Source organism: Streptomyces sp. 4N124 (genome assembly GCF_052245395.1).
In the GTDB taxonomy this organism is placed as follows: domain Bacteria; phylum Actinomycetota; class Actinomycetes; order Streptomycetales; family Streptomycetaceae; genus Streptomyces.
In genome coordinates, this window is sequence record NZ_JBQQBS010000023.1 from 17367 (window position 1) to 41569 (window position 24203).

15 protein-coding genes and 1 pseudogene are annotated in these 24203 nt (G+C 70.9%); 10 read left to right on the top strand and 6 right to left on the bottom strand.

What is annotated here, in order from left to right; all coding sequences use genetic code 11:
• Nucleotides 1–4 precede the first annotated feature (4 nt).
• The gene (gene glpK, locus ACTWQO_RS23225; RefSeq protein WP_443239267.1) at nt 5–1516 is read left to right on the top strand and encodes a glycerol kinase GlpK; all 1512 of its coding nucleotides are present in this window, start codon (nt 5–7) and stop codon (nt 1514–1516) included.
• A 72-nt stretch (nt 1517–1588) separates the two neighbouring features.
• Here glpK and ACTWQO_RS23230 read toward each other — a convergent pair whose 3' ends face one another.
• Both ACTWQO_RS23230 and ACTWQO_RS23235 read right to left on the bottom strand, forming a co-directional pair.
• Complete coding sequence (locus ACTWQO_RS23230) at nt 1589–2194, bottom strand: GTP-binding protein (RefSeq protein ID WP_443239268.1); 606 nt, start codon at nt 2192–2194, stop codon at nt 1589–1591.
• Nucleotides 2175–5843, bottom strand: a complete 3669-nt coding sequence (locus ACTWQO_RS23235; protein WP_443239269.1) for a hydantoinase B/oxoprolinase family protein — start codon at nt 5841–5843, stop codon at nt 2175–2177. The genes ACTWQO_RS23230 and ACTWQO_RS23235 overlap by 20 nt, the downstream gene beginning before the upstream one ends.
• 267 nt (nt 5844–6110) lie before the next feature.
• On the opposite strand from ACTWQO_RS23235, the gene ACTWQO_RS23240 reads away from it, so the two are divergent.
• The 4 genes from ACTWQO_RS23240 to ACTWQO_RS23255 all read left to right on the top strand — a co-directional run bounded on the left by ACTWQO_RS23240 (nt 6111) and on the right by ACTWQO_RS23255 (nt 9508).
• On the top strand, nt 6111–6923 hold the full coding sequence (locus ACTWQO_RS23240; RefSeq protein WP_443239270.1) for an IclR family transcriptional regulator: 813 nt from the start codon (nt 6111–6113) through the stop codon (nt 6921–6923).
• A 152-nt stretch (nt 6924–7075) separates the two neighbouring features.
• Nucleotides 7076–7963, top strand: coding sequence for a 3-keto-5-aminohexanoate cleavage protein (locus ACTWQO_RS23245; RefSeq protein ID WP_443239271.1), 888 nt, complete (start codon nt 7076–7078; stop codon nt 7961–7963).
• A gap of 85 nt (nt 7964–8048) precedes the next feature.
• The gene (locus ACTWQO_RS23250) at nt 8049–9029 is read left to right on the top strand and encodes a 3-hydroxyacyl-CoA dehydrogenase NAD-binding domain-containing protein (RefSeq protein WP_443239272.1); all 981 of its coding nucleotides are present in this window, start codon (nt 8049–8051) and stop codon (nt 9027–9029) included.
• Nucleotides 9026–9508 carry a thioesterase family protein gene (locus ACTWQO_RS23255; protein WP_443239273.1) on the top strand — a complete coding sequence of 161 codons (483 nt, stop codon included), beginning with the start codon at nt 9026–9028 and terminating at the stop codon, nt 9506–9508. Before ACTWQO_RS23250 ends, ACTWQO_RS23255 begins: the two co-directional genes overlap by 4 nt.
• Here ACTWQO_RS23255 and ACTWQO_RS23260 read toward each other — a convergent pair.
• Genes ACTWQO_RS23260 through ACTWQO_RS23270 form a run of 3 tightly spaced genes read right to left on the bottom strand, consistent with a single transcriptional unit; the run spans nt 9486 to nt 13123 of the window.
• Nucleotides 9486–9884 carry a DUF742 domain-containing protein gene (locus ACTWQO_RS23260; RefSeq protein ID WP_301978237.1) on the bottom strand — a complete coding sequence of 133 codons (399 nt, stop codon included), beginning with the start codon at nt 9882–9884 and terminating at the stop codon, nt 9486–9488. The two genes, ACTWQO_RS23255 and ACTWQO_RS23260, sit on opposite strands and share 23 nt — an antisense overlap.
• Nucleotides 9885–9893: 9 nt before the next feature.
• A complete protein-coding gene (locus ACTWQO_RS23265; protein ID WP_443239274.1) occupies nt 9894–10331 on the bottom strand; it encodes a roadblock/LC7 domain-containing protein in 438 nt (145 codons plus the stop codon).
• Complete coding sequence (locus ACTWQO_RS23270; RefSeq protein ID WP_443239354.1) at nt 10328–13123, bottom strand: nitrate- and nitrite sensing domain-containing protein; 2796 nt, start codon at nt 13121–13123, stop codon at nt 10328–10330. The genes ACTWQO_RS23265 and ACTWQO_RS23270 overlap by 4 nt, the downstream gene beginning before the upstream one ends.
• A 417-nt stretch (nt 13124–13540) precedes the next feature.
• On the opposite strand from ACTWQO_RS23270, the gene ACTWQO_RS23275 reads away from it, so the two are divergent.
• From ACTWQO_RS23275 to ACTWQO_RS23295, 5 genes and pseudogenes are all read left to right on the top strand, one after another.
• Nucleotides 13541–14071, top strand: coding sequence for a hypothetical protein (locus ACTWQO_RS23275; RefSeq protein ID WP_443239275.1), 531 nt, complete (start codon nt 13541–13543; stop codon nt 14069–14071).
• A 307-nt stretch (nt 14072–14378) separates the two neighbouring features.
• Nucleotides 14379–14537, top strand: a pseudogene (locus ACTWQO_RS23280) (SRPBCC family protein); the annotation flags it as partial.
• A gap of 7 nt (nt 14538–14544) precedes the next feature.
• Nucleotides 14545–16011: an aldehyde dehydrogenase family protein gene (locus ACTWQO_RS23285; protein WP_443239276.1), complete on the top strand. Its 1467-nt coding sequence runs from the start codon at nt 14545–14547 to the stop codon at nt 16009–16011.
• Between the two features lie 93 nt (nt 16012–16104).
• Nucleotides 16105–17664 carry an APC family permease gene (locus ACTWQO_RS23290; RefSeq protein ID WP_443239277.1) on the top strand — a complete coding sequence of 520 codons (1560 nt, stop codon included), beginning with the start codon at nt 16105–16107 and terminating at the stop codon, nt 17662–17664.
• Nucleotides 17665–17719: 55 nt separating this feature from the next.
• Entirely contained in the window at nt 17720–19264 is a 1545-nt protein-coding gene (locus ACTWQO_RS23295) for a GMC family oxidoreductase (RefSeq protein WP_443239278.1), read from the top strand.
• A gap of 18 nt (nt 19265–19282) precedes the next feature.
• Here the strand turns inward: ACTWQO_RS23295 and ACTWQO_RS23300 are convergent, their stop codons facing one another.
• A complete protein-coding gene (locus tag ACTWQO_RS23300; protein WP_443239279.1) occupies nt 19283–24178 on the bottom strand; it encodes a hypothetical protein in 4896 nt (1631 codons plus the stop codon).
• Nucleotides 24179–24203 lie beyond the last annotated feature (25 nt).

Below are 24203 nucleotides of genomic sequence, written 5' to 3' on the forward strand. Positions count from 1 at the left end.
CGTCATGACGGACAAGTTCGTCGCCGCAATCGACCAGGGCACCACCTCGAGCCGCTGCATCATCTTCAACCAGGACGGCGCGATCGTCGCCGTCGACCAGCGTGAGCATCGCCAGATCTTCCCCAAGCCCGGCTGGGTGGAGCACGACGCCACCGAGATCTGGTCCAAGGTGCAGGCGGTGGTCGCCGGCGCGATCGCCAAGGCCGGGCTGCGTGCCGACCAACTCAGCGCGCTCGGCATCACCAACCAGCGGGAGACCACGGTCCTGTGGGACCGGGCGACGGGCAAGCCCGTGCACAACGCCATCGTCTGGCAGGACACACGCACCGCCGCCCTGTGCAACCAACTCGGCGGATCGGACGGGCAGGACCGTTTCCGCGAACAGACCGGGCTGCCGCTGGCCAGCTACTTCTCCGGGCCCAAGGCGGCCTGGCTGCTGGACCACGTGCCGGGGCTGCGCGCGCGTGCGGAACACGGCGAGATCGCCTTCGGCACCATCGACTCCTGGCTCATCTGGAACCTCACCGGCGGCACCGACGGAGGACATCACGTCACCGACGTCACCAACGCCGGACGCACGATGCTGATGAACCTCGAAACCCTCCAGTGGGACCCGTCGATCCTTTCCGCGATGAACGTGCCCGAGGCCGTGCTGCCCGAGATCAAGTCGTCCGCCGAGGTGTACGGAACCGCCGTCGGGCAGCTCTCCGGCGTCCCCGTCGCCTCGGCGCTGGGCGACCAGCAGGCAGCGGTGTTCGGCCAGGCCTGCTATGACGTCGGCACCGCGAAGAACACCTATGGCACCGGCAGCTTCCTGCTGCTCAACACCGGCAACCGGCCGGTGCCGTCGAAGAGCGGACTGCTGACGACGATGGGCTACAAGATCGGCAGTGAGGCGCCCGTCTACTGCCTGGAGGGGTCCATTGCGATAACGGGCGCGCTCGTGCAGTGGTTCCGCGACCAACTCGGCATCATCCGTACCGCCGACGAGATCGAGCCCCTGGCGGCGAGCGTCGACGACAACGGGGGCGCGTACATCGTGCCCGCGTTCTCCGGCCTGTTCGCGCCCTACTGGCGTTCCGACGCGCGCGGAGTCGTCACCGGGCTCACCCGGTACGTCACGAAGGCACACCTCGCGCGCGCGGTGCTGGAGGCGACGAGCTGGCAGACGCGGGAAGTCGTGGACGCCATGTTCCAGGACTCGGGGGTGCACATCACGACCCTGAAGGTGGACGGCGGCATGACCAAGAACAACCTGCTGATGCAGCACCAGGCGGATGTCCTCGGAGTGCCCGTGATCCGGCCCAAGGTCTCCGAGACGACCTGCCTGGGCGCCGCGTACGCGGCCGGGCTGGCCACCGGGGTGTGGAACGACCTCGACGAACTCAAGTCGCACTGGCAGCGGGACGTCGAGTGGACGCCGGCCATGGAGGCGTCGGTGCGGGACCGCGAGTACCACAACTGGCGCAAGGCCGTGGAGAAGAGCTTCGGCTGGCTGGAGGACGGCGAGAGCTAGGCACGCGCGCGTGCAGGTCCGCGAACTGCGGCCCGTACCCCGGTCGGTGGGGGTGCGGGCCGTGCGTGTGCGTCAGGTGGTGACCGTCTGGCGGCGCTCCGCCGCGTACGCCATGGCGTGCTGGACCACGCCGATGAGGACCTCCTTGACGGACTCCCGGTCGCGGGCGTCGCACAACACGAGGGGGACGTGGTCGTCGAGGTCGAGTGCCTGGCGTACGTCGTCCTCCGGGTAACGGGCGGCTCCCTCGAAGCAGTTGACGCCGACGACGAAGGGTATGGAGCGCCGTTCGAAGTAGTCGACAGCGGCGAAGGAGTCCTCCAGGCGCCGGGTGTCGGCCAGGACGACCGCACCCAGCGAGCCCTCGGAAAGCTCGTCCCACATGAACCAGAACCGCTCCTGACCGGGCGTGCCGAAGAGATACAGCACCAGGTCCTCGCGCAAGGTGATGCGCCCGAAGTCCATCGCGACGGTCGTGGTGTGCTTGCCCTCCACGCCGCTCGTGTCGTCGACCGGGCGTCCCACCTCTGTGAGCAGTTCCTCGGTGCGCAGTGGCCTGATCTCGCTGACCGCACCGACGAGGGTGGTCTTGCCCACGCCGAAGCCGCCGGCCACCAGGATCTTGAGCGTGACGGGCTCGACCGGGGGCTTGCCGCGCTCAGAACGCCCGAAGATCATCGATCTCTTCTCCTGCTTGATGGGGGTCGGGGGACGGCGGTCCGTAGCCTCCGCCGCCTGGGGTTTCGACGACGAGTACGTCGCCCGGGACGACGTCCGTCGCATCGCTTGCGCCCAGTGCGCTGACCGTACCGTCCGCGCGCTCGACACGGTTGGCGCCCAGCGCGCCCGGTTCGCCGCCCGCCATGCCGTACGGCGGGACCCTGCGGTGCTGGGAGAGCGTGGAGACGGTCATCGGCTCGTGGAACCGGATCCGGCGCACCGCTCCGTCGCCGCCGCGCCAGCGTCCGGCGCCGCCGCTGTCACGCCGGACGGCGAACTCCTCGATCTGGACGGGCAGTCGCCATTCCAGGACTTCCGGGTCGGTGAGCCGCGAGTTGGTCATGTGGGTCTGCACGACGGCCGCCCCGGGGAAGCCGTCGCCCGCGCCGGATCCGGAGGCGACGGTCTCGTAGTACTGGTGCCGCTCGTTGCCGAAGGTCACGTTGTTCATGGTGCCGGAGCCTTCGGCCTGGACGCCGAGTGCGGCATACAGCGCGCCGGTGATCGCCTGCGAGGTCTCCACATTGCCGGCGACCACTGCGGCGGGCGGCTCGGGGGCGAGCATCGAGCCGGACGGCACCACGATGTCGAGGGGGCGCAGGCAGCCGTCGTTGAGGGGGATGTCGTCGGCGACCAGAGTGCGGAAGACATACAGGACGGCCGCGTTGACGACGGCGAAGGGTGCGTTGAAGTTGGAGTCAAGCTGGGGGGAGGTTCCGGTGAAGTCGACGGTCGCGGACCGGTTTGTACGGTCGACGCGCACGCTGACCCTGATGACGGCCCCCGAGTCGGTCTCGTAGGCGTACTCGCCGTCGTCCAGCGCGTCGATGACCCGTCGTACGGCCTCCTCCGCGTTGTCCTGGACGTGCTTCATGTACGCCTGGACGACATCGAGGCCGAAGTTCTCGATCATGCGGGCGACTTCATCGACGCCCTTCTGGTTGGCCGCGATCTGGGCGCGCAGGTCGGCGAGGTTGGTCTTCGGGTTGCGGGAGGGATAGGGCGCCTCGGTGAGGAGGCGGAGGGTCTCCGCCTCGCGGAAGCGTCCGTTCTCGGCGAGCAGCCAGTTGTCGAAGAGGATTCCCTCCTCGTCGATGGTGCGGCTGTTGGCGGGCATGGAGCCGGGCGCGATGCCGCCGATCTCGGCGTGGTGGCCGCGGGAGGCGACGTAGAAGAGGATCCGGTTGCTCTCCGTGTCCGCGGTGGCCTGAGTGTTCTCGGTGTTCTCGGTGTCGAAGACCGGGGTGATCACGGTGACGTCGGGGAGGTGGGTGCCGCCGTGGTACGGGTCGTTGACGGCGTAGGTGTCGCCGGGGCGCATCCCGGAGCCGCGCCGCTGGATGACCTCCTTGACGCTGGTGCCCATCGAGCCCAGGTGGACGGGGATATGGGGGGCGTTGGCCACCAGGTTTCCGTCCGGGTCGAAGAGGGCGCAGGAGAAGTCCAGGCGCTCCTTGATGTTGACGGACTGGGCGGTGGACTCCAGCCGGGCGCCCATCTGTTCGGCGATCGACATGAAGAGGTTGTTGAAGACCTCAAGCAGAACGGGGTCAGCTTTTGTGTCGAGATCGGAACTCTGCGTAATCACCGCGCGTTCCATGACCAGATGCCCGTCGTCGGTCGTCGCGGCCCGCCAGCCGTCGTCGACGACGGTCGTCGCACTGGCCTCCGTGATGATCGCGGGGCCGGTGACGGTTTCGCCGGGGGGCAGGTTCTCGCGGCGGTGGAGGGGTACGTCGCGCCAGGCGCCGCCCGCGTGGAGGCGGACGGTGCCCGGCTTGGCGGAGCGGCCGTCAGGGGCGGCTGCGAACGGAGCGAGAGCGGAGAGATCGGGGGGTTCGGTGATGCCGGTGGCTTCTACGGAGAGGGCTTCGACGACGACCGGACGGTCGAGCGTGAAGGAGTACGTGGCGCGATGACGTTCTTCGAAGGCGTGCTGCATGGTGGCGGGCTCGGTGAGCTCGACGGTGAGGGTGGTGTCGGTGCCGTCGTAGCGGAGCTGGGCGCGGCGGGTGATCCGGATGCGGTCCTCGGGGATGTCCTCGGCGAGGAGTTCGGCGCGGGCGGCGCCCTCCAGGTCGTCGGCGGTCTTGAGGACGGCGGGCATCGAGGCTGGCTCCAGGGGTGCTTCGACGGACTGCTCGCGCATGGCGGTGGTGTCGGCGAGGCCGATGCCGAGTGCGGAGAGCACGCCGGCCATGGGCGGCACGAGGACGGTGCGGATGCCGAGCGAGTCGGCGACCATGCACGCGTGCTGACCTCCCGCGCCACCGAAGGTGGTGAGGGCGTAGCGGGTGACGTCGTGCCCCTTCTGGACGGAGATCCGCTTGACCGCGTTGGCGATGTTGGCGACGGCGATCTGCAGGTAGCCCTCGGCGACCTGCTCCGGTGTGCGGTCATCACCGGTCTGCTGCCGGATCTCCCGGGCGAGAGCGGCGAACCGGCCGCGGACGAGCGCGTCGTCGAGGGGCTGGTCGCCGTCGGGGCCGAACACCTTGGGGAAATGGGCGGGTTGGATGCGGCCGAGCATGACGTTGGCGTCGGTGACGGCAAGCGGACCGCCGCCCCGGTAGCAGGCGGGCCCCGGGTCCGCGCCCGCCGAGTCCGGCCCTACGCGGTAGCGGGAGCCGTCGAAGTGAAGGACCGAGCCGCCGCCGGCCGCGACGGTGTGGATGTCCAGCATGGGGGCGCGCAGCCGGACTCCGGCGATCTGCGTGGTGAAGACGCGTTCGTAGTCGCCCGCGAAGTGCGAGACGTCCGTGGAGGTCCCGCCCATGTCGAAGCCGATGACCCGGTCGAAGCCGGCCAGTTGCGACATACGGGCCATGCCGACGATGCCGCCGGCGGGCCCGGACAGGATGGCGTCCTTGCCGCGGAACTGCCCGGCTTCCGCGAGCCCGCCGTTGGACTGCATGAACATCAGCCGCACGCCTTCGAGTTCGTCGGCGACATGCTGGACGTAGCGGCGCAGGACGGGCGACAGGTAGGCGTCGACGACGGCGGTGTCCCCGCGCGGGACGAGTTTCATCAGCGGGCTGACCTCGCTGGACAGCGAGATCTGCGGGAAGCCGATACGGCCGGCCAGTTCACCGACGGCCTGTTCGTGGGCGGGGTGGAGGTGGCTGTGCATGCAGACCACGGCCATGGCCCGGATCCCGTCGTCGTACGCCTCCTGGAGGGGCCCGGCGAGGGCGTCCAGGTCGGGAGCGCGCAGGACGGTGCCGTCGGCGGCGATGCGCTCGTCGACCTCGATGACCCGCTCGTAGAGCAGCTCGGGGAGTTCGATGCGGCGGGCGAAGATGCGGGGGCGGTTCTGGTAGGCGATGCGCAGGGCGTCGCGGAAGCCGCGGGTGATCACCAGGAGGGTGCGCTCGCCCTTGCGTTCCAGGAGGGCGTTGGTGGCGACGGTCGTCCCCATCCGGACGGCCTCGACAGGGGCATGAGAGCCGTCCAGCAGTTCACGTACGCCGGCGACGGCCGCGTCGGCATAGCGCGCGGGGTTGTCGGACAGGAGCTTGTGGGTGAGGAGCCGGCCGTCGGGGCGTCGCGCGACGATGTCCGTGAAGGTGCCGCCTCGGTCGACCCAGAACTGCCAGCCCGTCGTCACGTCCGTCTCCCCGATCGCGCTGCTCGGAACCCTATCGGCAGCTCGGTTGCGGACGAGCTGCCGAGGGTCGTCGACGATCGGTCAGATCATATCGGGAGGGCTGCGCCGGTGCCCTGTCCACACCGGGCAGCGCCTCTCGTTGAAGGCGGTGGTGATCGCTGTTCGCATGATGCGATCGGTGCACGGATAGTGCGAAGATGGGGAGCGGCAGTCCCGTAGGCCAAGGGGCCGATACCGCGATCCGTCAAGGAGCCCAGGAAGATGCGCATGCCGAACTCCCCAGGGCCCCCCGGCGACAGCGAGTCCGCCTCGCCCGCCGAGCCGAGTGGATCGTCGGGCAAGGTCCAGTCCCTGGAGCGGGCGATCGCGCTGCTCCAGGCGACCGCCGACAGCGCACCGGGCGGCGACACGGCCTCGAACCTGGCGGCACAGTGCGGGCTCAACCGGGCCACGGCATGGCGGCTGCTGTCCACGCTGGAGCAGTACGGCCTGGTGGAGCGCGACCCCGCCGGCAATCGCTACACCATCGGTTTCACGGTCGCCCGGATGGCATCGGCGGCAGGCTTCGACGGGCTGATCCGCCGGGCGCACGGCACCTTGCGCCGGGTCAGCGAGCAGACCGGCGAGACGGCCAACCTCGCCGTGGTGCAGCAGCTGGGGCTGACGTACATCGACGAAGTGACCCCACCGGTGGTCCTCAGCGCCAAGTGGCTGGGGCGTCAGGTGCCGCTGCATGCCACGTCCACGGGCAAGGCGCTGCTGGCCTGGCTGCCGAAGGAGGAGGCCGAGTCGCTGCTCAGCGAGCCGCTGACCGCGTTCACCGACACGACCGTCACCGACCGGGGACGGTTGTGGGAGGAGTGCGCTCGGACGCGAGAGCGCGGATACAGCGTCTGCGCGGGTGAGATGGAGCGGAATCTTTACGGGGTGTCGGCGCCGGTGATGGGACGTCGCGGACGGCCGTTCGCCGTGCTCAGCATCTGGGGGCCGCAGGACCGGGTGACCGAGGAGCGGTTCGCGGACCTGGGGGCGCTGGCGCGGGCGGCGGCGGAGGAGATCGCGGCGGCTGCGCAAGCGTAGAGCGAAGGGCGGCCGAGGAGCCGAGGGGCGGACGGCGGCTGAGAGCAGGTGCTCTTGACGTACCACCTCACGGCAGCGCATGTTCGTATTCCGCGACGGCTGCTCACATTATGAATAATGCTCTGTTCGTCGAGAGAGGAACCAGCGCGACCATGAACCAGGACGTCATCATCACCTGCGCCCTCACCGGCGCCGGTGACACCGTGCGCAAGAGCCCGCACGTCCCCGTCACCCCGGAACAGATCGCCACGTCCGCCGTGCAGGCCGCCGAGGCCGGTGCCGCCGCCGTGCACATCCATGTCCGCGACCCGGAGACCGGCGCGCCCTCCCGCGACCCGCGGCTGTATCGCGAGGTCGTCGAGCGCATCAAGGAGACCGGCACGGACGTCGTCATCAACCTCACCGCCGGTATGGGCGGCGACCTGGTGATCGACCCCGAGGAGCCGCTGAAGCAGCTGCCCGGCACCGATCTCGTGGGCGGTCTCGAACGGCTGCCGCATGTCGAGGAGTTGCTGCCCGACATCTGCACCCTCGACTGCGGTTCCCTCAACTTCGGCGACGGCTCCAACCTCTATGTCTCGACGCCCGACATGCTGCGCACCGGCGCCCGGCGCATCCAGGAACTGGGGGTGCGGCCGGAGTTGGAGATCTTCGACACCGGTCACCTGTGGTTCGCCAGGCAGTTGCTCGCCGAGGGGCTGCTCGACGACCCGACCGTGTTCCAGCTGTGCATGGGCATCCCGTGGGGCGCGCCCGCGGATCCCGGTGTGCTGCAGTCGATGGTGAACATGCTGCCGGAGGGCGCGCAGTGGGCCAGCTTCGCGCTGGGCCGGATGCAGATGCCGTGGGTGGCGCAGTCGATCCTGCTCGGCGGACATGTGCGCGTCGGTCTGGAGGACAACCTCTATCTGGGCAAGGGCGTCAAGGCGACCAACGCCCAACTCGTGGAGCGCGCCGTGACGATCGTCGAGGCGATGGGCGCCCGCGTCGCCACACCCGACGAGGCACGCCTCAAGCTCGGCCTCAAGCCACGCGGCTGAACCCCGCGCCACGACACGGCAGCTGATCCCCCTCCCGCCTGCCAAGAAGCCACGGCCCGATCAAGAAGCCCAGAAGGAGCCCAAGTTGACGGAGACGGAGTCGTACACCCCCGCCACCGCGCCCGAGGACGTGCGCCGCGTCGCCTGTGTCGGCGCCGGAGTCATCGGCGGTGGCTGGGTCGCCCACTTCCTCGCCCGTGGCTACGACGTCACGGCCTGGGACCCGGCCCCCGACGCCGAGGCCCGGCTGCGCCGGCTGGTCGAGGCGGCGTGGCCCGCGCTGGAGCAGCTGGGGCTTGCCCCGGGCGCGAGTGCCGACCGGCTCACCGCGACCGACAGCCTCGAAGAGGCGGTCGCCGAGGCGCAGTTCGTGCAGGAGAGCGCCCCCGAGAAGCTCGGCCTCAAGCGTGAGCTGCTGGCGAAGCTCGACGCGGCCACGCCGCCCGGCGTCGTCGTCGCCTCCTCGACCTCCGGCTACCCGATGACGGACATGCAGACCGGGGCCGTCACACCCGGTCGGCTGGTGGTCGGGCATCCGTTCAATCCGCCGTATCTGATACCGCTCGTCGAGGTCGTGGGCGGCGAACGCACACACGCCGAAGCGGTCCGATGGGCCGCGCGCTTCTACGAGGTGGCGGGCAAGTCCGTCATCACCATGGACCGCGAGGTCCCCGGCTTCATCGCCAACCGCCTCCAGGAGGCGCTGTGGCGCGAGGCGCTGCACATGGTGGCCAACGGTGAGGCGACGGTGCGCGAGATCGACCTGTCCATCACGGAGGGGCCGGGCCTGCGGTGGGCGGTGATGGGCCCGATGCTCACCTTCGCCCTCGCGGGCGGCGAGGGCGGGATGGCCCATATGCTCGACCACTTCGGGCCGTCCCTGAAGTCCCCGTGGACCCGTCTGGAGGCACCCGAGCTGGACAGGGCCCTCTACGACGCGGTGGTGGCCGGCTGTGACGATGCCGCAGACGGCCGTACGATCGCCGATCTCGTCGCCGAACGGGACCGGGGCGTCATCGACGTCCTGCGCGCCACCGGCCGTCTGCCCGGGACCGGTGCCGAGTGAGCCTGCCGCTGTTTCAGGAGACCGTGCGCCCCGAGTGGATCGACTACAACGGGCACCTGAGCGAGGCGTACTACGTCCTCGTCTTCGGCTTCGCCACGGACCAGTTGATGGAGCAGACGGGGCTGGACGCCGCGTACCGCGAGCGCACCGGCTGCTCGCTCTACACGGCCGAGTCACACGTCCGCTACCTGCGGGAGGTGCCGGAGGGTGCCCAACTCGCCGTCCGCACGCGCGTGCTGGGAGCGGCCGGGAAGAAGGCGCGGTTGACACATGAGATGTACGTCGTCGAGGGGCCGCGAGCGGAGCCCGACCCGGTCGCCACGATCGAGCTGCTGATGCTGCACGTCGATCAGGGGGCGGGGCGCGCCGTACCGTTCCCGCCCGAGGTCCGCGAGCGCCTCGCGGCGCTCGCGGAGGAGCCGCCCGGCTGGGCGGGCCGGTCGATCGGACCGGTGGTCACAGAGCCCGGAGCCCGTTGATCACATCACGCAGGATGCTCTCGTCCGGCAGCTCCGCGGGCGGAACCGGACGGTTGACGTGGACGAGTTCCTCGTCGACGAGGTCGCCGACAAGCACGCGTACGACGCCGATGGGCAGATCGAGTTCGGAGGCGAGCTCGGCGACCGACTGCGGCGCGTCCCGGCACAGGCCGACGATGTCCACGTGCTCCGGGGACAGTGTCTGGTTCTCGGCTTCCGAGTCGTCCGCGTGGGGTTCCGTGACGACGACCGCGATCAGGTCCAGGCGGTGCTGGCCCGCATGGCTGGTGCGGCCGCGGGTCATGGCGTACGGACGGACCACCGGTCCGGCCTCGTCGTCGAACCAGTGGCTTCTTCCCTGACCGTCTCCGCTCATGTCATCCCACTACCCGCCCGCAGGCAGATCGGTGCGCGGAGCGGCCGCCAGATGTACGCCGACCCGCTTCACGAGGAGCGTCATCTCGTAGGCGACCTGGCCGACGTCGGAGTCGGCGTCCGCGAGGACGGCGAGGCAGCTGCCGTCGCCGGCGGCCGTCACGAACAGGAAGGCGTCGTCCAGCTCGACGACCGTCTGCCGGACGCTGCCCGCCTCGAAGTGCCGACCCACGCCCTTGGCGAGGCTGTGGAAGCCGGAGGCGACGGCGGCCAGATGCTCGCTGTCCTCCCGGGTCAGGTCCTTCGATGCCCCCGTCGCAAGCCCGTCGCCGGAGAGCACGACGGCCTTGCGGATGCTCGCGACGCGGTCGACCAGGTCGTCCAGGAGCCAGTTCAGCTCGCCTGTCCTGCCGGTGTCGCCGTGGTCGGTCGCCTTCGGTGCGGTCATCGACCGTCCCCCTTTGTCGTTCGTTGTGGTGCTGTGCCGCTGGGACCATTGTCGCCATCGGCGTTCTCTTGACGGCCACGCTGCCAGCCGCGCTGGAGCGAGGCCATACGGCTGCGTACCTCGTCGGCGTCCCGTTCGGTGGGCTCGGTCCGCTGCTCGGTGCGCTGCTCCTGAGCCTGCTTGAGCTGCGGGGCCAGGTTGGCCTGGCGGACGCGGCGGGGCAGGGGCGCCGTGCCCGAGCCGGTGGTCGGTGCCGCGTGTCCGTCCTGACCGGGCTCGTGTCCGGCCCTCGGTCCGGCTTCCGGTCTGCGCTCGTGTCTGGTCTCGGGGCCGGTTTCCAGCCGGCCCTCGTGCCGGGTCTCCGGCCCGGCCTGGGGGCCGGTCTGCGGGCCGGTTTCCTGTTGGGTCTCGTGTCTGGCGTCCTGTGCCGCCGACGCGATGGCGGCGCGCCGCGTGCGCTTCGGGAGGGCGGGAGCCGTGTCCGCGGAGTCACCGTTCTCGCGCCGGGGCCGTTGCTCGGTGACCGGACGTCCGTGCGAGCTGACGAGCTTGGGGGCGCCGCGGCGAGGCAGTGGGACCGGGGCGCCCGGACGGTCGTCCGTGCCGGGGTCGGCCGGATGGTGCTGTTCGCCGGGGAGACCCGCCGGTGCGGGGCCGCGGGGCCGGAAGAGTCCACCGCGTTCGCTGTCCTCGTCGCCGAGGCCGCCCGGGAAGTCGTTCAGGGCGTCCAGGTCGACGGGGGCCTCCAGTTCGACCGGCCCGTCCAGGAGGGCGGGCGGCAGACCGGGGAGTTGCACGGGCACCTGGGAGAGCGCGGCGCGGCGGCTCTCCTCCAGATCGGCCTCCTTGGAGGGGCGGTCCCGGTCGAGGCGGAAACCGATGCCGTTGGTGTCCGGGACGTCGTCCGTCAGCAGCGAGTCCGGGATGAAGACGACCGCGGTGGTGCCGCCGTACGGGGAGGGCTGGAGGGAGACGCGTACGTTCTGCCGCTGGGCGAGCCGGCTGACCACGAACAGGCCGAGCCGGTCGGTGTCGGACAGCTCGAACTCAGGGGTCTCGGCGAGCCGGAGGTTGGCGTCCAGGAGCGCGTCGGCGGCCATGCCGAGGCCGCGGTCGTTTATCTCGAGGGTGAAGCCGTTGGCGACGCGTTCGCCGAGGACCTGGACGGCGGTGTGCGGCGGGGAGAACACCGTGGCGTTCTCCAGGAGTTCGGCGACGAGATGGGTGAGGTCCGCGACGGCGGGGCCGGTGACGGCGACCCGGGGCAGTCGGCGGACCTCGATGCGCTCGTAGTCCTCCACCTCGGCGACGGCGGCGCGTACGACGTCCATGAGCTGAACGGGCTTGCGCCACTGCCGAGAGGGGGCGGCGCCGGAGAGGATCACCAGGCCCTCGGCGTGCCGGCGCATGCGGGTGGTGAGGTGGTCGAGCCGGAAGAGGTCGGCGAGTTCCTCGGTGTCCTCGGTCCGGCGCTCCATGGTGTCGAGCAGGGTGAGCTGCTTGTGCAGCAGGACCTGGCTGCGCCGGGCGAGGTTCACGAAGACCTCGGAGACCCCGGCGCGCAGTTCGGCCTGCTTGACGGCGGCCTCGACGGCGGCGCGCTGCAGGGTGTTGAGGGCCTGGCCGACCTCGCCGATCTCGTTCTTGTCGTACTCCAGGCGCGGGACCTCGGTCTCCACGTCGACCTGCTCACCGGCGGAGAGGCGGCGCATCACGCTGGGCAGCCGGACGCCGGACGCCTCGTGCGCCTCCAGGCGCAGTTGCCGCAGGTCTCGGATGAGGGCGCGGCCGATGCGCACGGACAGGAAGAGCGAGAGCAGCAGCGCGATCAGGCCGAGGACGCCGGCGAAGGCGGCCTGGGCGATGACGCCGATCGCGACCGGGCGAACCCGATCCTGATAGCGGTCGTTCGCCTGGTCGTTGAGGGTGGCGAGTTCGTCGAGCACGTCACCGGCGGCGGTGTCCCAGTTCTGTGCGGTGACGTCGCTGGGCGTGCCGGTGCCGGAGGAGGAGCCGGCGGACTCCTCGGCCACGCGCAGCGGGGCGCTGGCGGCGTTCTTCCAGAAGCGCTCGTAGCGGTCGCGTTCCGAGGAGGGCAGCAGCGGCAGGTTGACGTCGTACATCAGCGTGCGCTGGGCCACGAGGTCGGAGATGTCACGGGCCTCGCCGCGGGTGATCCTGCCGACGATCAGCGCGGAGCCGAGGAGCGCGTCCTCGCGGGAGAGCAGTTCGCGGGCCCGGGCCAGGTTGACCAGGGCGCGGTACTGCTTGTCCAGGTCGGTGTCGTCCACGACGTGGAGGTTGGTGAGCAGGACGTAGCAGGGATCGACGAGCCGGTTGTAGAGGTCGAGGGCCTGGGCGCGGTTGACGGTGCCGTCCTCGACGCTGCGGCGCAGGGACCCGATGCCGTCGAGGGCGTCCAGGAGGGCGGTCAGCCGCTCGCCCGTGCCCTGCCCCAGCGCGTCGCGTACGTCGGCGTCCCGGGCGTTCTTGCGGATCTTGATGACGGCGTCGTCGGTGGCGGTCCGGCTGCGGCGCAGCGCGGCGAGCCCGTCGGAGGCGCGCGGGTCCGCGAGATAGACGAGGGTCTGGCGGCGTTCCTGCTGGAGCACCCGGACGGTGTCCTCGGCCGGGTAGCCGATGTTCTCGACGACCTCCGACACGTTGAACAGCTGGCCCGCCTCACGTCCCGTGAGTACCGTGGCGAAGCCCCAGATGGCCGTCAGGGACACCAGCGGCACGAGAAGCAGCGCCACGATCTTCCGGCGGATCGACTTCCCGCGAAAGCGCATGGCCTCCCCCAGCTCGACCCCCACCGGGCGGGGGTACACATGTACGTCAACAAACGGCGCGAGCCTACTACTGACGCATAGGTAACTCGAAGACTCGTCCGGAAGCCGAACGTCCGCAACGGTGGCGGGTCGTGGGGAGTTGTCCGGTCATTGCGGGAGATTGCATCCCCCGATCCTGCGGTCGCCGCGGTGAACAATCCGGTCGTTTCCGGGGCCGGTTGGCCGGAATTTTACGGTCGTTGGGAATCTTCGGGACGTGCCGTTCGTCCTTCTATCGGGAGTTGGGGGCGGAATCGGCCACAGGAGCCGCATCCCGCACCTGGGCGGCGTAAAACAACGCAAGCCGGGCAGCCACTGGGGAGTCGTGTCTTCGGACACGGGCGAGCGGTTCTGTCGGCGGTGGGGAGTGACACGGTGATGGGCACGGCTGAGCGGCGCGAGGCGCCCGGTGACGGCGGGACGGCGCAGGCGACGGCAGAGAGGATCCCTGAGACACGGGATCGCGACATTCCGGCAATCGACAGGGAGACGAGGGACGAGCGGGACGCTCAGCCGTATTACCGGCCGTTGTGGGTGGAGGAGCCCGCGCAGCGGCGTCAGCTGCCGGATCCGGTGCGTAAGGCGGCGGTGCGCGCGGTGCTCATCATCGCCGTGACACTGATCCAGGCGATGGTGGCCTTCCTGTGCACGCTGGCCGGCTCGTGGCTGGCGTTCCCCATGGTCCTCAGTAGCGTGGCCAGCACGGTGGTCGCCACCTGGGCGGCGCTGGATGTGTGGGTGACTCGCCAGGTGTGGAACCAGCGCGACGGCGTCGTGTCGGCCCCGAGCAGCACCGCGCGGGCCCTGCGGCGCGAGCGGCGCAGGGCCCGGCGACAGGAGCGGGCCACCGAGCGCGCCCAGGAGCGAATACGGAACCGGGGCGGGACGGGTCAGCTGTCCCACCCGTGAGCCCGCGCGGGCGACGCCCGGTGAGGGTTCAGAGTGGGGCGGGCTGCGGTCGGGGCTCCCCGCGCACGAGTTCCCGGCGCGCCCGCATGAAGGGGCGTGGCCGGTCCACGGAGAGCACCGTCCTGACGCCTGCCGGCGAACTGGACGCGCGCGCCGTACTGGTCCGACCAGAAGGAGCGCACCGACCCTGCGCTCCGCACGCTGCGTCCGGCGAGCAGGTTGGCCATGGCGGCCTTGGGCTGTTCCGTCGCTGACGTCCAGTGCTCGGCACGGGCCCTGCGGCGCGACCCCGCCGATGACGACGCCGTCGGTGGAGCTGTTCCACCGGGCGAACGCACAGGATTTTGACGCCTGTGAACGAACCCGGCCCGCGATGGCGTCGCGAGCGTACCGGAAGGGTGGTGTGCTGGTTCCGAACGAGCGCCACATCGGGATCTTCCACGAGTGGGTCCTTCAGCAGCTGGGAGGCGGCCATGCCGGATCTGTTCATCGACGGCGAGTGGCGGAGTGCGGTCGACGAGCGCACGCGCGAGATCCGCTGTCCGGCGGACGGCTCGCTGGTGGGGGTGGTGGACGAGGCCGGCGGCAAGGACACCGTCGAAGCGATCGCGGCCGCGCGCCGCGCCTTCGACGAGGGACCCTGGCCACACACCGCCCCCGACCAGCGCGGTGACCTGCTGCTGCGCGTCGCCGACCTGCTGCTGCGGGACAAGGACGCGCTCGCCCGCGCCGAGTCGCTGGACACCGGCAAGCGGCTGGTCGAGAGCGAGTACGACATCGACGACATCGCGAACTGCTTCCGCTACTTCGGCCGGACGGCAGCGAGCGAGACGGGTCGGGTCGTCGACACGGGCACGGAGGGCGTGGACAGCCGGGTCGTGTACGAACCGGTCGGCGTCTGCGCACTGATCACGCCCTGGAACTATCCGCTCCTCCAGACGGCCTGGAAGGTCGCGCCTGCCCTGGCGGCGGGCAACACCTTCATCCTCAAGCCGAGCGAGCTGACCCCGCACACCGCCATACACCTGATGCGGCTGCTGGAGGAGGCGGGCGTGCCCGCGGGCGTCGCCAACCTGGTCCTGGGCGCCGGTCCCGAGGCCGGCGCTCCGCTCGGCGACCACCCGGACGTGGACCTCGTCTCCTTCACCGGCGGGCTCCAGACCGGTCGCCGGCTGATGGCCGCCGCGGCCGGGACGGTGAAGAAGGTCGCCCTCGAACTGGGCGGCAAGAACCCCAACATCGTCTTCGCGGACGCCGACTTCGACACGGCCGTCGACATGGCGCTGACCGCGGTGTTCCTGCACTCCGGGCAGGTCTGCTCGGCGGGCGCCCGGCTGCTGGTCGAGGACTCGCTGCACGACCGGTTCGTCGACGAGGTCGTACGGCGGGCGTCGGAGATCCGGCTCGGGGGGCCGTTCGACCAGCGGGCACAGACCGGTCCGCTGATCTCGGAGGCGCACCGCGCGAAGGTCGAGGCCTACGTCGCCAAGGGCCTGGAGGAGGGTGCGGTCCTGCGCTGCGGCGGTGCGCGCCCCGACGGAGCGGACTTCGCCGACGGCTTCTACTACCTGCCCACCGTGCTGGACGAGTGCACCGGCGGCATGTCCGTCGTACAGGACGAGTCCTTCGGACCGGTCCTCACCGTCGAGCGGTTCGGCAGCGAGGACGAGGCGGTACGGCTCGCCAACGACACGATCTACGGCCTGGCTGGCGCCGTCTGGACGAGTGATGAGGCCAGGGCCGCGCGGGTCGCCGGGCGGCTGCGGATCGGCACCGTCTGGATCAACGACTACCACCCTTATGTGCCGCAGGCGGAGTGGGGCGGATTCAAGCAGTCCGGCTTCGGACGCGAACTCGGGCCGGCGGGCCTGGCCGAGTACCGCGAGGCCAAGCACATCTGGCGCAACACGAATCCCACGCCGCAGGGGTGGTTCGCCTGACTCCCGGGTAGCAGCAGGCTCATCAACCGTCCTTGATCCGGGCACCCGCAGGAGCCGCTCGCCCCGTTCCCCTGCCCCACCAGGAGTTCGCTCATGACCACAACTCAACAGCCGGCCGGCCAGCAGGACGACGCCGAACTGGCCGAGTTCGGCTACAAACCCGAACTCAAGCGCACCCTCGGCAACTTCCACACGTTCGCCGCCGGCATCAGCTACATCTCCATCCTGACCGGCACCTTCCAGTTGTTCTACTTCGGATACGGCAGCGGCGGCCCCGCCTACTGGTGGTCGTGGCCGATGGTCTTCGTCGGCCAGTTCATGGTCGCCCTCTGTTTCGCCGAGCTGGCCGCCCGCTATCCCGTCGCGGGCTCCGTCTACAACTGGTCGAAGAAGATAGGCAATCCGCATCTGGGCTGGCTGGCCGGCTGGATGATGCTGATCGCCTCGATCGTCTCGATCGCGGCCGTGGCACTCGCCTATCAGCTGACGCTGCCGCAGATCTCCGACGTGTTCCAGATCGTCGGTGACGGCACGGGCAAGTACGACGTGGCAACCAACGCGGTCATCCTGGCCGCGGTGTTGATCCTGTTCACCACGCTGGTGAACGCCTTCGGCGTCAAGCTGATGGCCAACATCAACACGGCGGGCGTCTTCATCGAGCTGGTCGCCACCGTCGTACTCATCGTCCTGTTCGCGGTGCACATCACCCGCGGCCCGCAGGTGGTCATGGAGACCAACGGCACGGGCGCGGGGTACGGCGCCGGATACCTCGGCGCGTTCCTGGTGGCGTCGCTGGCGTCGGCGTACGTCATGTACGGCTTCGACACGGCCGCCTCGCTGGGCGAGGAGTCCCTGGACCCGTCCCGGAACGCACCGCGCGCGATCATCCGGGCGATCGTCGCCTCGTTCGTCCTGGGCGGTCTGATCCTGCTGCTCGCGCTGATGAGCGTGTCCAGCCTGAAGGGCGAGCAGCTGTCGACCGACGGCCTGCAGTACATCGTCCTCGACGTGCTCGGCCCGACGGCCGGCAAGGCGATGCTGTGGTGCGTGCTGATCGCCGTGACCGTGTGTGCGCTGGCCGTGCACACGGCGGCGATCCGGCTGGCGTTCGCGATGGCCCGGGACAACAACCTGCCGGCGTCGTCGATGCTGGCGAAGGTCAGCCCGCGCTTCAAGACGCCGGTACTCCCGGCCGTGATCATCGGCATCCTGGCGCTGGCGATCCTGGTCGTGAACATCCGCCAGCCGCAGATCTTCACCGTCGTCACCAGCATCGGCATCATCATGATCTACCTCGCCTACCTGGGCGTCACCGCTCCGATGCTGGTGGCGCGGCTGCGCGGCAAGTGGCAGCCCGCGGGCGACGGCAAGTTCTCGCTGGGCCGCTTGGGGCTGCCGGTGAACATCGTCGCCGTGCTGTGGGGCGCGGGCATGACGATCAACCTGATCTGGCCACGGGCCTCCGTCTACAACGCCACCGCCCCCTTCCACTGGTACCTCCAGTGGGGCGCCGTGCTCTTCGTCGGCGTGATCATGGGCGGCGGCTTCGCCTACTACTGGTTCATCCAGCGGCGCAAGACCGGAGTGCTCGCCGAGCACCGGCTGGACTCCGAACCGGCGACCGGGCCCCTCGCCGCCCCGGCGGCCGACTGAAATCCCGCATCGGGCGCCCCCAGCGCACCAAGGATGTCAAGGAGGTCAACTCCCCATGAGCATCGATGAGTTCGACTACGTCGTGGTCGGCGGCGGCACCGCGGGCAACGTGGTGGCGGCCCGGCTGTCGGAGGACCCGTCCGTCACCGTGTGCGTCCTGGAGGCGGGGCCCAGCGACGTCGGCGACGACGACGTCCTGAAGCTGGAACGCTGGATGGGCCTGCTGGAGTCCGGCTACGACTGGGACTACCCCGTCGAACCCCAGACCAGCGGCAACAGCTTCATGCGGCACGCCAGAGCGAAGGTGCTCGGCGGCTGCTCCTCGCACAACTCCTGTATCGCCTTCTGGGCCCCGGCCGAGGACCTCGACGACTGGGCCGCAGCGGGCTGTACGGGCTGGAGCGCCGCCGACCTCTTCCCGCTCTACCGGCGGCTGGAGAACAACGACGCTCCCGGGGAGCACCACGGCCGCACGGGTCCGGTGAAACTCCGCACAGTGAAGAGCGAGGACCCGTGCGGCACGGCGCTGTTGGAGGCATGTGCGCAGGCAGGCATCCCCACAGTGGGGTTCAACACCGGCAAGACGGTCGTCCGTGGCGCCAACTGGTTCCAGATCAACTCCGACGAGAACAACATCCGTCAGTCGTCGTCGGTCGCCTACCTCCACCCGGTCCTCGGCAAGCGGCCGAACCTGGAGGTACGGACGGGGGTGCGGGCCAAGAAACTGGTGCTGGAGGGCCGGCGCTGCGTCGGCGCCGAGTTCCTCGACCCGGACCTGATCCACACCCGGACGGTACGGGCCCGGCGCGAGGTCATCCTCTCCTGCGGCGCCATCGACTCACCGAAGTTGCTGATGCTGTCGGGCATCGGACCGGCCGCGCATCTGCGCGAGGTCGGCGTCGATGTGGTCGTCGACGCGGCGGGCGTCGGCGAGAACCTCCAGGACCACCCCGAGGGCGTCATCATGTGGGACGCCAAGCAGCCCATGACCACCACGTCCAGCCAGTGGTGGGAGGCGGGCATCTTCTACGACACCGAACCGGGCCTGGACCGGCCGGACCTGATGTTCCACTACGGGTCCGTCCCGTTCGACATGAACACCGCACGCTGGGGCTACCCGACGTCGGAGAACGCGTTCTGCCTCACGCCGAACGTGACCCGCGCGCAATCCCGTGGCACGGTGCGGCTGCGGACCCGTGACTACCGGGACAAGCCGAAGGTCGATCCGCGGTACTTCACCCATGAGCACGATGTACGGGTGATGACGTACGGGCTGCGCCTGGCCCGGACGATCGCGTCGCAACCTGCGCTGAGCGGCTGGGCGGGCGCGGAACTGGCCCCCGGCCCGGACGTCCGGACGGACGACGAGTTGCTGGACTACATCCACAAGACCCACAACACCGTCTACCACCCGTCCTGCACGGTGAAGATGGGCGCGGACGATTCCGCTCCGCTGGACGCGCGGTTGCGGGTGAAGGGGGTGGAGGGGCTGCGGGTGGCGGACGGTTCGGTGATGCCGGATCTGGTGACGGTGAATCCGTGCATCACGACGATGATGATCGGCGAAAAGTGCGCGGATCTCTTGAAAGCCGACGCCTAAGGACACAGCCCCGCGCCCCTAGGTTGTGCCGGTCGCCGGACGTTTGAACATCCGCGTCGCCGTGATCTCGCTGTGTCCGCCTTCCCCGGCGGGAGCCTGCGGCAGTCCCGGCCGGAGGTGCTCCTCCACGCTGATGTACTTGAGCCCGGCCCGCAGATCCGCGTCATTGCGCAGCCGGATGACCAGCGGGAACTCCGCCAGCGCGGTCGTGTCGAACAGGCCCGTCGTGTAGAGGAGTTGGACACCGAGCGCATCCGACACGGCCCGCTGAAGCTCCAGCAGATACGTCGCGTTGGCACGCCCGATCGGGTTGTCGAGGAACAGCGTGCCCGCGTGCCGGTGCTTGTCGCGCCCGCGGTCGTTGCTTCTGAGCGCCGCCATCGTGCAGTACAAGGCGATGGCCGCGGTGAGCAGCTGACCGCCCGAGAAGACGTCGCCCATCTGCCCCACCGGCACCCGCTCCGCACGAAGCACGGCATCCGGCTTGAGGATCTCGACGGCCACACCCTTCGGCTGCAGCGCCGCCGCGACTCCCCACAGCAGCAAGGACATCCCGTCCCGCCGCAGATCGGAGTTCTTCTTCACCGCGGCCCGCGTCGCCTCGTCGATGACCTCGCCGAGCCGCTCGGTGAGCGTGGCCTGGTCGGGCTCCTCGAAGCGGATGCGCAGGAATTCCTGCCCGGACCACTCCCCGAGCCCCTCGGGCAACCGGGACAGCCGCTGGGCGGACCGCAGAGTCGCCAGCGCCGACTCGACCAGCCCGCGTAGCCGGTCCACGATCGAGTCCCGGTTCCGCTCCAGCTGCGCCAACTCATCGGTGAGCACCCGCAGTCGGGGCGCGAACGCGTCCGCCCACTTCTGCGCGTGCTCGGGCAGCGCGGCGGCGGGCAGTTCCCGGATCTGCTGCCGCGCAGGCGTCCGTACCTGCTCGTACCGCGTGGAGTTGGCATGCCGTACGAGCACATCGCTCGCCTCTCGTACGGCGGAGTCGGCGCCGGACAGGTCGGCGGCGCAGCCCCGCAGGGAGCGCCGTGCCTCGGCGCCGGACTGCCGTGCCTCGTCCAGGCTGCCGGGATACGGCTCCGGCTCCTCCTGCTCCTCGTCCGAGATGTGCTCGCGCAGCAGGTCACGCAGCATCGCGGCGATCTCGTCGAAGCCACCGGCCGCGTCCTCGGCGGCCCGGTGGGCGTCGAGGAGTTCGGCGTGCGCCTCCCGGGCCTGGCTCAACGCCTCGGTGCGGGAAGCGAGTTCAGCAGTTGCGGTCCGCAGCAGGGCCTGCGCGTGCTCGGCGTCGCGGGGCACCAGTTCCTCGGGCAGCTCGGTGTGTGCCTCGCCGTCCTCGGGCGCGTGCCGCTCGGCCTCGCCGCGCAGCCGCCCGAGCTGTTCGCTCGCGCTGGACATCCGGGTCTCCAGGAGCTGCACCAGCTCCTCGGCCCGGGCGACGGCGGACTGCCGGGAGGGCCCGTCGGACCCGTCCGGGGACTGAAGCAGCTGCTCCGCGCGCGTGCGGACCTTGTTGCTGAGCCGGTCGAGTTCGGCCCGCGCCGCACTCTCGTCGCTCTCCGCGCGGGCCTGCTCGGCCCGCAGATCGGCGTCGACCCCGACCTTCTCGTACAGCTGCGATGCGGCGCGATAGGCCTCGCGGAGGGCGGGAAGGGACGACGTCGGAGCACCCGTGTCGGATTCCGGTACGTCGTCGGGGGCGCCCGCGATCTCGGCGCGCTCGGCACGCAGCGCACGCGCGGTGCGGCGGGCGTCGTCGGCGCCGCGCTGGGCGGCACGCCGGTCCTCGTCGGCAGCGCGGGCGCGCTCCAGACAGGCCTGGGCGCGGGCCTCCGACTCGGTTGCCTCGTCGGCGAGTTCGCGCAGTTTCACCTGCCAGCCGGACCGTTCGCGCAGCCGGAAGGCGAGCCCGGCGAGGGCGTCTGCGGAGCGGCGGGCGCGCTGGGCAGCCTCCTGCCGTTCGTCCCGTACCTGGGTGGCCTCGGCGGCGGCTTCGTCGGCCTCGGCCCGGACGGTGCGTGCCTCCGCCAGCTCGGCCTCGGCCTCCTCGGCGAACGCGCGTGTCTCCCGGGCCGCCTCCGCCAGCTCGACCAGCCGTCCGGCCGGGCAGCCGGTACGCCAGGACGCCAAGCGGGCGGTCAGTTCCCGGTCCTTGCCGAGCCGGGCCGCGAGTGTCCGGATCTCCTCGTCCCGCTCGGTCGCCCGCGCCCGCAGTGCCTGCCGTTCCTCATCGGCGGCGTGCTCGTCGTGCATGGCGGGGTTCGGCGGTACGAGGAAGACGTCGCCACTGCTCGCGTCGGGTGCCGGAGTCGGGGCGAGCAGGGCGGCGGCCGTACCGACCGCGACGGCGGACCGCGGCAGCAGTGCAGCCTCGCTCAGCGCCTCGCGGGCACGCGCGTGCGTGGCGGGGTCGGTGATGATCACCCCGTCGACCAGCTCCGGCCTGGCGGCCAGCACGCGCGCGTGATCGGCGGGGTCGACGGCCTGCGCGAGATACCGCCATCCGGGCAGCGCCGGGATGGCGTGCTCGCCGAGGAACTCCACGGTGGCCAGCACGTCGGGCCCGGGCGGCAGCAGCCCTCCGTCACCGAGCGCACCCAGGATCCGGGCGTCGTCGGCGGCAGCGGTCCGCAGCTCGAACAGCTGGCGCTCGGCGGAGGAGACGGCGGCGTCGAGGAGTTGGCGGAGGTCGTCGGCGCAGCGGTCGAGCTCCTCGGGGGTGAGGAGGCCTTCGGTGAGGGGGCGCGGGGTCATCAGGCCGGCATCGTCGCCGTTCGACGGCCTCCTGTCTCCGGCGGACGGACCACCTCCGGCTTCGGCGGACGGGTCGCTTCCGGCGCGTGCATCCCCGCCGACGTCCGCCCCGGCACCACGACCCCGGCCAGAGGCACCACTGGCGGCCCAGGAAGCCCCGCCGTCGCCTGCCTCGGCACCGCCGCCTCCACCGGACGCGCCGCTCCCGGGCCGCGCGGACACGCCAGGTCCAGCCGTGTCGGAGCGCTCACGCCCAGCCGCGCCATCCGCCCCTGTCCGGGGCCCCGGCACCGTAACCCCCGCCCCGGAGACACCGGTCAGGCTCAGCAGCTCCGCCAGCCGCTCCTCCGCCGCGAGCCCCTCCGCGAGGCGGCGTTCCGCCTCGTACGACCGTTCCGCGGCCGTTGCCGCGTCCGCCGCGCGGGCCGCCGTGAGTTCCGCGCGAGACTCGGCCGAAGCCGCTTCCCGGGCGTGCTCGGTGGCCCTGTGAGATGCCTCGCGCGCGGTGTCCCAGGCGGCGACCGCAGTCTTCTCGGCGTCGCTGGCGGCGAGCGCGGCCCGCGCGGGATCGGCGTCGGGCGCGCTGTCGTCGAGCCAGCCCGCCCGCACCGCCTCCGCGGTCTCCTGCTCGACCTCGGACAGACGCTGGCGCAGATGCCCCGCCTCGCTGCGGGCGCGCTGGGCCTCCGTGGCGGCGGAGGTGGAGTCCCGGTAGGCGGACTCGCTGACCTCCTGGAGCGCCGCGGACCGCTCCTCCCCTTCGTTGGCCAGGGCTTCGGCGCTGTCCGCGGCCGCGTGCAGAGCTCGTACGAGATCGACGGCGGCCTTGGCGCGTGCGGCCAGCGCGGGGGCCGCGTCGCGCTCGGCCTCCTGGATGGCGGCGGCGACCCGTGCGACCCGGTCGGCGGCGGCACGGTGCCGCAGCACCGCCTCGGCGGCCTGCCAGGCGGAATGGAGGGTCCGCGCGTCGGCAAGCTCCCGCTTCTGCGCGGCGGCCGACTTCTCGGCACCGGCGAGCGCCAAGGAGGCATGCCGGTAAGCGAGTTCGGCGGCGATCAGCGCGCTGCGCTCCCGCGTTCCCTCGGCGTGCGTGACGGCGTATGCGGCGGCGGTGACCCGCTGGGCGAGGTCGGCGGCGCGCACCCGCTCCTGCGCACCACGCGCGGACAGCCGCCGGGCCAGCGTCCGGGTCCGCCGCTCGGCACCGGCGTGGATGTCACGCGCGCGTGCCCGCGCCTCGGCGGCCTCGACGATCCGCCCCAGCAGGTCGACGGACCCGGCGGTGAAGTCGCGTTCGGCGATCAGTTCGGCGCGTCGCCCCAGCTTGTTGCCGAAGCCACCGACCAGGTCGGCGAGACCGTCGGTGTCCCGCGTATCGGTCACCGCCCGCAGCAGGAGATCCGTGAAGTCGGAGTCCTTCTTGACCGCGAAGAGGCCGGCCGCCTCGCCCTCGTCGGCGTTCATCTCCCGCTGGTAGCGGAAGAGTTCGGGGTCGAGACCGAGGTCGCCGAGGTGCTCGATCCACCGGTCGTGGATCTCCTCCCAGTGCACCTCCAGATGCGGATACGCCTTCCCGGCCTCGGTAAGGGCGTCCCGGAAGCCCTTCATGGTCCGCCGCCGCCCCTGTGCACCGGACGCACCCTCGACGGACGGCCGTACGGCGGTGGACTCGGCGACCGGCAGATTGTCCAGGCTCAGCCCGGGCCCCGGCCGGAACGAGTACCAGGCCTCGGCGAACTTCCGCGGATCGTTCGAGACCTGCCGGCCGCGCCACTCGCTCACCTTGCCGACGACGACGCACTCGCCCGTCAGCACGTGCTGCCACTCCAGCGCCACATGCCCGCAGTCGTCGGCGAGCAGGAACTTGCGCAGCACACCGGAGCTGGCGCCGCCCAGCGTGTTCCGGTGCCCCGGCAGCATCACCGAGAAGATCAGCTTGAGCAGGACGGACTTGCCGCCGCCGTTCTCCAGGAAGAGCACACCGGCGGGCGCGGGCCGGCGCGGCGGACCGACGGGCTCCTCCTCGAAGAACTCCGCCTGCGTGGGCGCGGGGTCGGGCACGGGCTCGCCGACACCCCGCAGGTCAAGCACGGTGTCGGCGTAGCGCGCACCGGCCGGACCGATGGAGTAGAGGCGGACCCGGGACAGCTCGTACATGGCGGACTCTCGTAGTCGTGAAGGC